Source organism: Peptoniphilus grossensis (assembly GCF_001940285.1).
GTDB classification, from domain to species: Bacteria; Bacillota; Clostridia; order Tissierellales; family Peptoniphilaceae; genus Peptoniphilus_A; species Peptoniphilus_A faecalis.
Genome location: NZ_MJIH01000001.1, coordinates 357,997 through 370,726, shown reverse-complemented (window position 1 = coordinate 370,726; position 12,730 = coordinate 357,997). Strand labels below are relative to the sequence as shown.

The 12,730-nt window shown below is 31.6% G+C and carries 13 protein-coding genes and 1 pseudogene; 11 read left to right on the top strand and 3 right to left on the bottom strand.

Annotated features, from left to right (window positions below; all coding sequences use genetic code 11):
* Positions 1-151: 151 nt before the first annotated feature.
* The 10 genes from BIV18_RS01800 (at position 152) to BIV18_RS01755 (ending at position 11,388) form a co-directional block, all read left to right on the top strand.
* Positions 152-2,089 (top strand): acyl-CoA dehydrogenase family protein, encoded by a 1,938-nt coding sequence (locus tag BIV18_RS01800; protein WP_075659025.1) that lies wholly within the window; start codon positions 152-154, stop codon positions 2,087-2,089.
* Between the two features lie 11 nt (positions 2,090-2,100).
* Positions 2,101-3,342 carry an FprA family A-type flavoprotein gene (locus tag BIV18_RS01795; protein WP_075659024.1) on the top strand — a complete coding sequence of 414 codons (1,242 nt, stop codon included), beginning with the start codon at positions 2,101-2,103 and terminating at the stop codon, positions 3,340-3,342.
* 260 nt (positions 3,343-3,602) lie between these two features.
* Positions 3,603-4,208: a DUF5317 domain-containing protein gene (locus BIV18_RS01790; protein ID WP_235860760.1), complete on the top strand. Its 606-nt coding sequence runs from the start codon at positions 3,603-3,605 to the stop codon at positions 4,206-4,208.
* Positions 4,208-5,038, top strand: coding sequence for a diadenylate cyclase CdaA (gene cdaA, locus BIV18_RS01785; protein WP_075659022.1), 831 nt, complete (start codon positions 4,208-4,210; stop codon positions 5,036-5,038). The genes BIV18_RS01790 and cdaA overlap by 1 nt, the downstream gene beginning before the upstream one ends.
* Positions 5,019-5,960 (top strand): CdaR family protein, encoded by a 942-nt coding sequence (locus tag BIV18_RS01780; RefSeq protein WP_075659021.1) that lies wholly within the window; start codon positions 5,019-5,021, stop codon positions 5,958-5,960. The genes cdaA and BIV18_RS01780 overlap by 20 nt, the downstream gene beginning before the upstream one ends.
* A 20-nt stretch (positions 5,961-5,980) precedes the next feature.
* On the top strand, positions 5,981-7,426 hold the full coding sequence (gene guaB, locus BIV18_RS01775; RefSeq protein ID WP_075659020.1) for an IMP dehydrogenase: 1,446 nt from the start codon (positions 5,981-5,983) through the stop codon (positions 7,424-7,426).
* A 79-nt stretch (positions 7,427-7,505) separates the two neighbouring features.
* The gene (locus BIV18_RS01770) at positions 7,506-8,189 is read left to right on the top strand and encodes a response regulator transcription factor (protein ID WP_075659019.1); all 684 of its coding nucleotides are present in this window, start codon (positions 7,506-7,508) and stop codon (positions 8,187-8,189) included.
* Between the two features lie 13 nt (positions 8,190-8,202).
* Positions 8,203-9,624, top strand: coding sequence for a sensor histidine kinase (locus tag BIV18_RS01765; protein ID WP_075659018.1), 1,422 nt, complete (start codon positions 8,203-8,205; stop codon positions 9,622-9,624).
* Positions 9,617-11,041 (top strand): hypothetical protein, encoded by a 1,425-nt coding sequence (locus BIV18_RS01760; RefSeq protein WP_083635514.1) that lies wholly within the window; start codon positions 9,617-9,619, stop codon positions 11,039-11,041. The genes BIV18_RS01765 and BIV18_RS01760 overlap by 8 nt, the downstream gene beginning before the upstream one ends.
* A gap of 8 nt (positions 11,042-11,049) precedes the next feature.
* Positions 11,050-11,388 (top strand): cytochrome C biosynthesis protein, encoded by a 339-nt coding sequence (locus tag BIV18_RS01755; RefSeq protein WP_075659017.1) that lies wholly within the window; start codon positions 11,050-11,052, stop codon positions 11,386-11,388.
* A gap of 124 nt (positions 11,389-11,512) precedes the next feature.
* Here the strand turns inward: BIV18_RS01755 and BIV18_RS10880 are convergent, their stop codons facing one another.
* The 3 genes and pseudogenes from BIV18_RS10880 to BIV18_RS11205 form a co-directional block, all read right to left on the bottom strand.
* Positions 11,513-11,788, bottom strand: coding sequence for a DUF4368 domain-containing protein (locus tag BIV18_RS10880; protein ID WP_235860759.1), 276 nt, complete (start codon positions 11,786-11,788; stop codon positions 11,513-11,515).
* Between the two features lie 75 nt (positions 11,789-11,863).
* Positions 11,864-12,130: a recombinase zinc ribbon domain-containing protein gene (locus BIV18_RS10875; protein ID WP_235860758.1), complete on the bottom strand. Its 267-nt coding sequence runs from the start codon at positions 12,128-12,130 to the stop codon at positions 11,864-11,866.
* Positions 12,131-12,184: 54 nt separating this feature from the next.
* A pseudogene (locus BIV18_RS11205) lies at positions 12,185-12,322 on the bottom strand (recombinase family protein); the annotation flags it as partial.
* A gap of 203 nt (positions 12,323-12,525) precedes the next feature.
* On the opposite strand from BIV18_RS11205, the gene BIV18_RS01745 reads away from it, so the two are divergent.
* Positions 12,526-12,729 (top strand): helix-turn-helix domain-containing protein, encoded by a 204-nt coding sequence (locus tag BIV18_RS01745; protein ID WP_075659016.1) that lies wholly within the window; start codon positions 12,526-12,528, stop codon positions 12,727-12,729.
* The last annotated feature ends 1 nt before the right edge of the window (position 12,730 follow it).

Sequence of the window (12,730 nt, the reverse complement as noted above, 5' to 3'; positions counted from 1 at the left end):
AAATTTAACTCAAATTTAATGAAAATGTTTTGACACTTTATATAAGTTGATGTATACTATAATTATTGTATACCGCTTTGGTGTATCTTTTGTTTTTCACAATTCTATGAAAAATATTTTAACTATTCTTTAATTTAAAAAGGAGGAAAATATGTCAAATATGTATAAGACTACTGCTGAGCATGAAGCTCTTCGCAAGGCTATTAGAGAATTTGCAGAAGCAGAAATTAAGCCATTGTCTTTTGGACTAGATCAAAATAATGAATTTCCAGAAGAAATTATCAAAAAAATTGGCGAAAACGGTTGGATGGGTCTACCTTATTCTGAAGAAGAGGGTGGAGCAGGCAAGGATGTTATTTCTTATGCCATAGCTGTTGAAGAATTATCAAGAGTAGATGCAGGTGTTGGTGTTGTATTATCAGCTCATACATCATTAGGTTCTTATCCTATCCAAGCTTTTGGTACAAAGGAACAAAAGGAAAAATATTTAAAACCACTTGCTCAAGGTAAAAAACTTGGTGCTTTTGGTCTTACTGAACCTAATGCAGGTTCTGATGCTGGAGGTACTGAAACTACAGCAGTCCTTGATGGCGACTATTATATTTTAAATGGTAATAAAATATTTATTACTAATGCTCCTGCTGCAGACACATATGTTGTATATGCAGTTACTACACCAGGAATTGGTACTCATGGAATTTCTGCATTTATAGTAGAAAAGGGTTGGGATGGATTTACTTTTGGAGATCATTATGACAAATTAGGTATTAGATCTTCAACTACTGCTGAACTTCAATTTAACAATGTTAAAGTTCCAAAGGAAAACTTACTTGGAAAAGAAGGTCAAGGATTTAGAATTGCAATGCAAACTCTTGATGGTGGTAGAATTGGAATCGCATCACAAGCTTTAGGTATTGCACAAGGTGCTTTTGAAGCTGCTCTTTCTTATGCAAAAGAAAGAATTCAATTTGGTAGACCAATTGCTCAACAACAAGTAGTTGCTTTTAAGATTGCTGATATGGCTACTAAAATTAGAGCTGCAAGACTTATGGTTTATTCAGCTGCTGAAATGAAACAAAATCATGAAAACTATTCAATGGAAGCTGCAATGGCAAAAACTGTTGCATCTGAAGTTGCAATGTGGGTTGTAAATGAAGCTCTTCAAATCCACGGTGGTAATGGATATCTAAAGGGAATGGATGTAGAAAGATTCTTCAGAGATGCTAAGATCACTACTATCTACGAAGGTACTTCTGAAATCCAAAGAGTTGTAGTTGCAAATCATCTTATTGGAAAAGCTCCAAAGAAAAAGGGTAGAGCTGCTGCAATAGACAAGAAGTCTGGACCAATAACTGGAGAAAGAAAGAGAGAAATAATTAAAGCTGACACAGCTAAAGAAGCTGTTGATATTTTAGTTAAAAATTTAAAGAAAGATGGATATGACTTTTCTGTAGGAATTGACATTGACACTCCTGTTTACGATGCTGAAAGAGTTGTTTCAGTAGGTAAAGGAATTGGCGGAGAAGAAAACATGGATATGGCTAGAGAACTTGCACATGCCGCAGGCGCTGCACTAGGTTCTTCAAGACCAGTTGCTGAAACATTAAAACTTCTACCATTAGAAAGATATGTAGGTATGTCTGGACAAAAATTCAACGGAAACCTATATATTGCATGTGGTATTTCTGGAGCAAGCCAACACTTAAAGGGAATTAAAAACGCATCAACAATTGTTGCGATAAACAAAAATGCAGGTGCTCCAATATTTAAGAACTGCGACTATGGTATAGTTGGAGATATGTTTGAAATTATGCCACTTCTTGCAGAAGCTCTTGGAACTGGCGAAAAAGAACCAGCACCTCCAATGAAGAAAGTTAGAAGATCTAAACCTAGAAAACTAGCTCCAAATTATAAAGTTATGGTATGTCCAGGTTGTGGATATGAATACGATCCAAACTATGGAGATCCAGAAGGCGAAATTGATCCTGGCACAGATTTCGACAAATTACCAGAAGATTGGACTTGTCCAGAATGCCAAGAAGAAAAGCAAAACTTTATTGAAGCTGATTTCCCTGCTGATAGAAAATAAAGGAGGATATAATGTATACTGTTAGAAAAGTTACAGATGATCTTTACTATGTTGGTGGCAATGATCATAGACTAGAATTATTTGAAAATATTTTTCCTATTCCTGAAGGAGTAACTTATAATTCATATTTGTTAAAAGATGAAAAAAATGTATTATTTGATACAGTTGACTGGTCAATTGTAAAAGATTATCTTGAAAATATATCTGAAGTTCTTGATGGAGAAGATCTTGATTATCTTGTAATCCACCACTTAGAACCAGACCATGCTGCTGCTATTGATGAAATAGTTTTAAGATACCCAGATGTAAAGGTAATTGCTAGTGAACAAGGTTTTGAATTCATGCGTCAATATGGATTCCATGTAAACGAAGAACAATCAATGATAGTTGCTGAAGGAGATACTATTTCCTTTGGTAAGCATAATTTTGTATTCTTAGAAGCACCAATGGTTCACTGGCCAGAAGTTCTTGTAAGTTTTGATACAACTGACGGAGTATTATTCGCAGCCGATGCCTTTGGTACTTTCGGAACACTTGATGGAAAATTATTTGCTGACGAAGTTAATTTCGAAAGAGATTGGCTTGATAGTGCAAGAAGATATTTAACTAATATTGTAGGAAAGTATGGTCCCTTTGTACAAGATGTTCTTAAAAAAGCGTCTACTGTTGACATTAAAATAATTTGTCCACTTCACGGACCAGTTTGGAGAGAAAATCTCGGTTGGTTCATCGACAAATATGATAAGTGGTCAAGATATGAACCAGAAGAAGAAGGCGTAATGATAGTTTACGCATCAATGTATGGAAATACTGAACGTGCTGCACAAGCTCTTGCATCAAGACTTTGTGATAAGGGAATGACTAATGTAGTAGTTCACGATGTAAGTAACACTCATATGTCCTATCTAATTGCAGACACATTTAAGTATTCTCACATTGTAATTGCATCCGTAACTTACAACTTAGGTATTTATCCTGTAATGAAGAACTTCTTAATGGATCTTGAAGCTCTTAATGTTCAAAATAGAACTGTTGCTATCATTGAAAATGGTACTTGGGCTTGTACAGTTGGCGACAAGATTGAAGAATATATTGATGAAAATCTTAAGATGTTTGATGTTCTTCCAGAAAGAGTTACACTTAACTCTGCACTTAACAAGGCTAACGAAAACGACATGGAAGCACTTGCAGATTCCATTATCGAGTCTATGGCAAAAATTAGAGAAATTAAAGAAAAATCCGCTAACCAATAATGCCAAAGCGGTGTGGATGTTTAATTCGGTTATATCATTTGATATAGCCGAATTTTTTTGGCTCTATGTCAAATTTGGGTGACTCAAGTGGACTGGTAGTAAAATTATAATCAAAAAATACATATTTTTAAGTAATATTAAGATTTTATAAAATCAAATCAATCTGTTTAATAAAATTATTAAAAAGATTTTTAAGACTTAAAAATAAAATTGAAAATTCTTTTGTGTTATAATATTTTAAAAGAAAATTTATGGATTTTATGTCAATACAAAGTATTTGTGATATTATAAACTATGGTGATGGAATGATTTTAGAGGCAATAATTCTTGCAGCAATTGTTTTATTTTTTCTTAAGGATAAGGATATAAGTAATTTAATAAATTTTAAATTCAAAGGGATTTCTCTTGCATCTATTGGAATTTTTTTAATGATTTTTATAAATTTTGTAACTTCAAAATATTTTGGGAAAGTTACAGATTTTTTTGTGGATAATTTTAAAATTTTTCACATCCTATCTATTTTATTAATTGGAATTTCACTTCTTTTAAATTATAAAAACTATGGATTACTTTTAAGTGGAGCAGGCACAATTTTAAATGCTATTCCAGTGATTTTTAACGGTAAAATGCCTGTCAGCATAGATGCCTTAATGAAAACAAATAATGAGAGGATAATAAAAATCATATACATGGGGGGAAGCCTTAGTCACGGAATTTTTGAAAATCCAAAATTTTATTTTTTGTCGGATATTATACCTTTACATAGAATTGTTGGCAATTCAAAGGTAATAAGTATTGGAGATATTTTTATTTCTATTGGATTATTTTTTGCAATAATTTTAATTTCGAGAAAGCGAGGTGTGTGATGGAAAGATTAAATAATATAATCAATGTAATAAATTTAAGAGATGTTGTGGACATTTTAATTGTAACAATATTAATCTATTATATTTTAAAATTAATTAGAAATACTAGAGCAGAGCAAGTTTTCAAAGGAATACTTTTGATTTTATTATTTATAAAAATTTCACAGTTTTTCCAATTGTATACTGTCAACTGGATTTTCACTAGGTTTATTAACGATGGTATCGTCGCTATAATTGTGCTTTTCCAACCAGAAATTAGAAGGGGTCTTCAATATTTAGGGCTGACTTCTAGTATTAAAAATAATTTTAATCAGAATAAGGATACAGTACCTGAAACTGTTGAAGAAATTATTTCTGCAGTTGCTTCTCTTGCGAGACAAAAAATTGGGGCTCTTATAATTATTGAAAAAGAAGTTGGACTTAATGAAGTTATTGAAACTGGTACAGAAATCAATGGACTAGTGAGCAGCGGTCTTCTTATAAATATTTTTATTCCAAATACGCCTCTTCACGATGGTGCAGTTATCATTAAGGGGTCAAAGGTTAAGGCAGCAGCTTGTTTTTTACCACTTTCTGACAATCAAAAAATTTCCAAGGAACTTGGCACAAGACACAGGGCGGGCATTGGAATTTCTGAAAAATCAGACTGTCTAAGTATTATGGTATCTGAAGAAAATGGAACTATTTCAACTGCAGAAAATGGTGTTATCTCCAGATATTTAGATATTGAAACTCTTGAAGCAAAGCTCCTTGAGATTTACAGCCCAGATTATAGAGTAAGGTCGATTTTCTTAAAGCGTGGTGATAAAAATGAAAAAGATAAATTTTAAAAATGACAGAAGTTTAATGATAAAAATTACATCTCTTATTTTTGCGATTATCTTGTGGTCTTATGTAAAAAGTGAGGCAAATTTTATTACTTCGACAAATTTTAAAAACATTGAAGTTACTTATGAGGGATTGTCTAATTTAAAAGAAAAAAACTTGACAATTATATCACCTAAGGAGTCAACTGTTGATGTTAAATTACAGGGCTATAATTCTTATATGAGAAATGTTACAAGAGATGGAATTGTGGCAAAGGTGGATTTAGCAAAACTATCTGAAGGAGAACATTCTGTCCCTGTAAATGTTTCTTATATTGACCTTGGAATTTCTGTTGTAAATACATCGCCAAGGAGAATTCCTTTTAAAATAGATAAAGTTTTGGATGAAAAAGTTAAAGCAAATATAGTTATAAAAAATAAACCTCAAAGGGGATTATCTGTTGGAGAAATTGACAAGACAGTCAATGTTGAGGTAAAAGGTGCAAGCACTTATATTAACAAAATTGATAAGGTAGAAGCACATATTGATGTTACTGACATGACTGAAACGTCAACTGTAGACGCAGAAATCTTCGCTTATGATGATTCTGGTAAAATCATTAAAGAGGTAACTGTTACGCCTGCTACTGTAAAAATAGATGTTCCTATTTTAAAGAGCAAGACTGTTCCAATTAAATTGGTTTATAATGAAAATACTACAGAAAACATTGTGACAAATGACTTTTCAATTGAGCCAGCTTCTGTTACAATTAGAGGAAATTCTGATGTAATTGATTCTATAAAATTCATTGAAACACGTCCAATTAATTTTAATGATGTTAAAAGGGGCGATGATCAGGTTAAGTTGAATTTGCCAGATAAAGTTACATTAGTTGATGAAAATATTAATTTTAGATTGAAACAAAAACCTAAGGAAGTAGAGTAATTAAGTAAGTAGGAGGGAATATGGAATATTTTGGAGAAGGATTAACATTTGACGATATTTTACTTGTGCCAGCAAAATCAGAAATTTTGCCAAACGAAGTCGATTTATCAACCAATTTGACAGAAAGAATTAAGTTAAACATACCACTTATGTCTGCGGGCATGGATACTGTTACTGAACACAGAATGTCAATTGCCATGGCAAGAGAAGGTGGAATAGGTATTATTCATAAGAATATGTCTATAGAGGACCAAGCCCTTGAAGTAGATAAGGTTAAGAGATCTGAACATGGAGTAATCACGGATCCTTTTTCACTAACTAAGGATCATTCAATAAAAGATGCGTCTAAACTTATGGAAAGGTATAGAATTAGTGGTGTTCCAGTTGTAACAGAAAAGGGAGTTTTGGAAGGAATTATTACTAATAGAGATATTAGATTTGAAACTGATTTATCTAAGAGAATTAGCGAAGTAATGACTTCTGAAAATTTAATAACCGGTGCTCCTGATATTTCCCTAGATGAAGCTCTAAAAGTTTTGAAAAAATATAAAATTGAAAAACTTCCCCTTGTAGATAAAGATAATCTCTTAAAGGGGCTTATTACTATTAAAGATATTGAAAAGCACGAACAATATCCAAATTCTGCTAGAGATAAAACTGGAAGACTTCTTGCTGGTGCTGCCGTTGGAGCAACTAAGGATGTTCTCGATAGAATCGAAGCACTTGTAAAGGCAAAGGCAGATGTTTTTGTAATTGACACAGCTCATGGTCAATCTAAAAATGTTTTAAATACTATTAAAAAAATTAAAGATGCTTTCCCTGATATTCAACTTATCGCAGGTAATGTTGCAACTTATGAAGGAACAGAAGATTTAATTAAAGCAGGTGCAGACTGTGTAAAAATTGGTATTGGCCCTGGTTCAATTTGTACAACAAGGATTGTAACGGGAATTGGAGTTCCACAGATTACAGCTATTATGGAAGCTTATAGAGCTGCTAAAAAATACGGAGTTCCAATTATTGCCGATGGTGGCATTAAATTTTCAGGTGATGTTGCCAAGGCCCTTGCAGCTGGAGGTAATGTTGTAATGATGGGTTCACTTTTCGCAGGTACTGATGAATCTCCTGGAGAAGAGATCTTTGTTGAAGGTAGAAGATTTAAAGCTTACAGAGGAATGGGATCTCTAGGAGCAATGAGTGCAGGTTCATCTGATAGATATTTTCAAAGTGGAACTACTAAATATGTTCCTGAAGGAGTTGAAGGTAGAGTTCCTTACAAGGGGCTTGTTAGCGACATTGTATTTCAACTTGTTGGCGGTGTAAAATCTGCCATGGGTTATCTTGGAGCAAAGGATCTTGAAACTTTAAGGGCAACTGCTAAATACGTCAAGATTACTCAGGCTTCTCTTACAGAATCTCATCCACACAATATTACAATTACAAGAGAAGCTCCTAACTATTATTAATATTAAAAATTTATTAATAATCCACTTCAATTGAAATTGGAGTGGATTTTATTTATAATTATCATTGAGAGGTGATATTTTGAAAACTAAGGTATTACTTGTTGAAGATGAAGAATCAATAAGAAAATTTGTGAAAATAAATTTAGAAAGAGAAGGATACATAATTTTTGAGGCAGGTAGCGGCGAAGATGGAATTGAAATCGCAAGACGTGAAAGACCTGACATTGTAGTACTTGACATTATGCTTCCAGGAATTGATGGATTTGAAGTATGTAGAACTCTTAGGAGTGAGTTTCCTTCACTTGGCATAATAATGCTTACTGCAAAGGCAGAAGACTACGATAAGATAATGGGTCTTCAATATGGGACAGATGATTATCTTACTAAACCTTTCAATCCAACAGAACTAACTTTAAGAATTAAATCCATTGAGAGAAGACTTGAGCCAGAAGAAGAGAAGGAAAGCAATTTGACAATTGATCCACCTTTTAAAATTGATTCTTATTCAAGAAAATTTTATAAGGACGATGTTGAGTTGGAACTAACTCCCACGGAATATCAAATTATAAAAATATTTATGACAAATCCTGGTAAGGCTATGACAAGAGATGAAATTCTAAGACTTGTGTGGGGCGAAGACTTTTTAGGGGATTCAAAAATTGTAGATGTAAACATAAGAAGGCTTAGATCAAAAATCGAAACAAATCCTGCAAAGCCAAAATATATTGAAACAGTTTGGGGAACAGGATATAGATGGAAATAAGAGGTGTCTGTAATTGAAAAACAAAATTGGAAAAAGATTAGTAAAAAGTTTTCTAATAGTTATTTTAATTACAATTTCAATTATAGACATATTTTTGCTCTTTGCTTTTAGCTTTTATTTTTACAACAATATTTCCAAAGAATTAATTTCTAGGATGGAAGTATCTCTCGAAATTTACAAAAGAGATTATTCCGACAAAACAATTGAAGATTTAATTTATGAAGATAGTGACATATTTCTTTCAAATACAAATGCAGAGGTACAAATTTTAGACAATAATGGAGATTTATTGTTAGATTCCATTGGGAAACTTTCATCTATACCAATTGAGCCATCAGATATGTTTGCTGCAGAAAATGGTGAAATAAAAACATGGCGTGGTGAAGACGCTCAAACTGGCGAAGCCATTATGTCTGTTACTGGTGCAATAAAAAATAATGAAGGTGAAAAAATCGGCTATCTTAGATTTATTTCATCTATAGAAGAAGCTAATAAGGCTATACTGAAAACTGGAATATCTCTACTTATCTTCATGCTCTTTGTTGCATTGGTTACAGCCATGGTATCTCTTTTGATTTCAAAATCAATTGTAAAGCCAATACTTGAGCTTACAGAAGTTGCAAAGACAATGTTAAGTGGAAACTATGAAGAGAAGGCAAAAGTTTATGAAGACGATGAAATAGGAGAACTAGCAAAAACTCTCAATGCAATGAGCGATGAAATTCTAAATAAGGATAGAATTAAAAATGACTTTATTTCTTCGATTTCTCACGAGCTTAGGACGCCTCTTACATCTATAAAGGGATGGGCAGTTGTACTTAAAGATGCAAATGAAGATGAAAAGGATCTTGTAGAAGATGGTTTAAATATTATTGAAAATGAAGCTGATAGACTTGCAAAAATGGTCGAAGAGCTTTTGGATTTTTCTAGATATATTTCAGGAAGAATTACTTTAGATAAAGACTTATTTGACATTTCACAAACTTGTGTGGATGTTTCAAAACAGATGAAACCTCGTGCGAAATTAAATAATATTGAATTTATAACAGAATTTCCAGAAGAAGCTGTGTTAATATATGCCGATGAAAATAGAATAAAGCAACTTTTGATAAATTTGTTAGACAATGCAATAAAATTTACATCAGATAAGGGGTGGGTAAAGTTTCAAATGTCTAAAGAAGATGGATATGTCCACATGATGATTTCTGATAATGGTATGGGAATGACAAAAGAAGAAATTTCTCATGTAAAAGAAAAATTTTACAAGGGAAAGCATTCAAAGAGTCATAGCGGTATTGGACTTTCAATAAGTGATGAGATTACAAAACTTCACAATGGAAACTTGGAAATTTTTTCTGAAGAAAATATTGGCACAACTGTAAAAGTTACACTTCCAATAGAAATTCCTAAGGAAGTAGGTGATAAAATTGATTAAAAAATTATTTATTATAATTTCCTTATTTTTTTTAACAGCTTGTTCCTTTTTAAATACACAAAGCACAAATATTGAAACGCCTACTATGGGGCAAGCCCCTATATATGGCAAGTGGACTATTACAAAATTTATTTACAATAAAAAAATTAATCAAGATAATTTTTTATTTAAAGATATAATTGGAGAAAATATTTACTTTAGCAATGATCAAGTTGTACTTTCTAACGACTATATAAAAGATGTTGAGTACAAGACAAAATATGTAAAACTTTCTGAATATCTATACAAAAAATTTAATTTAGACTATAAAACTCTTGGCATAGAAGACTCAGATGTTTATACGACCTATGTTTTTGACTCAAAGGCAAGTAGAAATATTTATTATGAAGTAATAAAAACTAGTGAAAACACAGCTTTGCTATTTTATAATGGAGTGATTTTAGAGATAAAACTTGTCGATGACAAGATAAAAAATGAGGATCTCAATAAATTAATTCTGGCTAAAAAAGATGAAGTGCTTGCTAGGGGAAGTTTATTTGATTACAAGGGCGATAAAGGATTTTTAATTGGTTTTAAATCAAAAGCTGATTCTAATATTCCAACATGGAACTATAAAACTTTCTATATTAAATTTTCTGACTTAAAGCTTGAGAATGTATATGAGATGAATAATATTATTCTTCCTCGCAATGATAGCTTTTCTGAAATTAGCGTTCAAAGAGAGTCAAAGGGCGATGAGACCACAGATAAATTAATTGTAAGGGACTATAAAAATTCAAAGCTTAGAAAAGAAGATGACATTCTTAAAACTGATACAGAGGAGCTAAAAGAGAATAATAATCTAAAGACAATAAACTTTATTACAAATAATTATGTCAATGTGGAAAGTTTGGACAGAAATTCAAACAATAATTATCTACGAATTTACAAATTAGATAAGTTAGAGGATAAAAAGCCTCTAAGCTATAAAGACTTTTTGTCAGAAAAAGATTTAGATACGAAAGACAAAAATATCGAGGCACTAAAAAAAGATCCCTATAATATAGGGATTTATAGAGACAATGGTTTTTGGAAATTAAAGGGTAGAATGAAATTTTCAGATGGTAAATTTTCTGATTTTGATTTAAATTTAGTTCTTCCCTATGAAGTAAATAAATATAACGAGATAAATATTCCAATGTCTCAAATAAAAAATTTCAAATCCAGCATAAAAGATGGATTTGTATCTCCTGACAATAAATTTTTAATAACATTGGAAAAAAATTTTATGAGAATTTATAATATAGAGGATAGTAAAATACTTCCTAGTCCAATTTTTGAAAGGGAAATTGGAGATGAAGCGTCCACAATTATGACGGAGTGGGCAATAGGTCGCTATTCAAATATTTGGCAACAAGAACTGTCATCAAATAAATGAGGTGTAAAATGAACAAAATAATGGAAATGGTAATGGAAAATTCAACTTACTTGCTCCTAACTCTTGGTGCAATTTTAATTGGAGTTGTCCTTACCTTTATAGTAAACTTTGCTGCAAGAGATTTAAAATTTATAAAATATTTGCCAGGACTTGCCCTAGTTTTTATTGGAATTATTTCACTTTTTATGGTGATAAATAAACTTTTCGATCCAGGAAGTCTTGATAACTTAATTATTTTTGTAATAGGCGTATCTTCTGGTTTGGTTTCACTAATTTTTGCTTTAATAATAGGAATTGCAAGTTCAAATAAAAATAGGTATAGAAAAAACACCAGAAAAAAAGCTTAAGATGAAGAGGCACATTAGAGACTCTTAATTAGGGATTTATTTCCTTAAAATTTAATCGGCATGAAGGTATTAACCTTTGTGCCGATTTTTATATGTCAATTTTCCCTATGAAGTTCTAATAAATCTAAATGGTTTGTTTCTTTAAATTTGTACCTGGAATTTTTACTGATTGTTTTACATTAATCTTATCTACAAAAGTTCTAATTATTTCTGAATCAAGTTCCTTTATATCCGTATACTTCCTTACAAGTTTTAGGAATGATTCCACATTAAGTTCTTCTTTCTGCGATTTTGTAATAGTTTTTTCAAGTTCAGCTATTCTTTTTTGAAGTGAAACTTTTTCTTCATCATAAGCTTTAGCCATTTTTTCAAATCTTTGGGCAGATATTTTACCTTCCAAGTTATCTTCATAGAGGTTTTGGACAATATAGTCAAGTTTTGCAATTTTATCTTTAGAATCATCTAGTTCCTTTTTCTAACTTCTTAATACCTGATTTAACTCGCTGGTTTTCTTCTTCAAAACTAAATCTACAAATTCTTGCTCATGGTCTTTTGCAAAGGCTGTAACTTTTCTAATTTCTCTAAGAAGAATTTCTTCAACTTGAATATTTTTAATTTGGTGTGAAGTACATTTGCCTTTTTGCTTTCTATAGGATGCACAAACGAAATATTCTTTATCATGAGACCAGCCTTTACCTCTTACTTGATACAATTTTGCTCCACAGTCTGCACAGTAGAGCATACCAGATAGGGCAGGCATTTCTTCTAAATTGTTACGAACTCGTCTTGTTTTTCTTATCTTTTTTACAATATCAAAAGTTTCTTCATCAATAATAGGCTCATGGGCATTATCAAATATTGCCCGTTCAGACCTTGGATTGTCTACATTTTCTCTACCTGTATAAGTAGGAATTAGGACGAAATTTCCGGCTATTAAAATATTTCTCCCTTCACTAGCCCTAAGACAAAAATGGTGGTTTTGATTAGTTTTTTAGGAATTTTAATTCTATGAATAAAAAAAGACGGAAATAAATCCGTCTTAAGAAATATGTAAAGATTAAGCTGTAAAATGTGGTATAATATTTTCATTGAATATTTCATCTATTCGTGAATTACATATTGTTATAAGGAGTACACATGGCTATAACATATCGAAAATTATTCCATTTATTGATAGACAAAAATATGAGTGTTTCAGATTTACAAAAGAAAGCTGGGTATAGTGCTAATATATCAACCAGATTAAAAAATGATAATTACGTTTCTCTTGAAACAATAGAGAAAATATGTAGAGCTTTGAATTGCAAAATTGAGGATATTATAGAAATCAAGGAGGATTAGG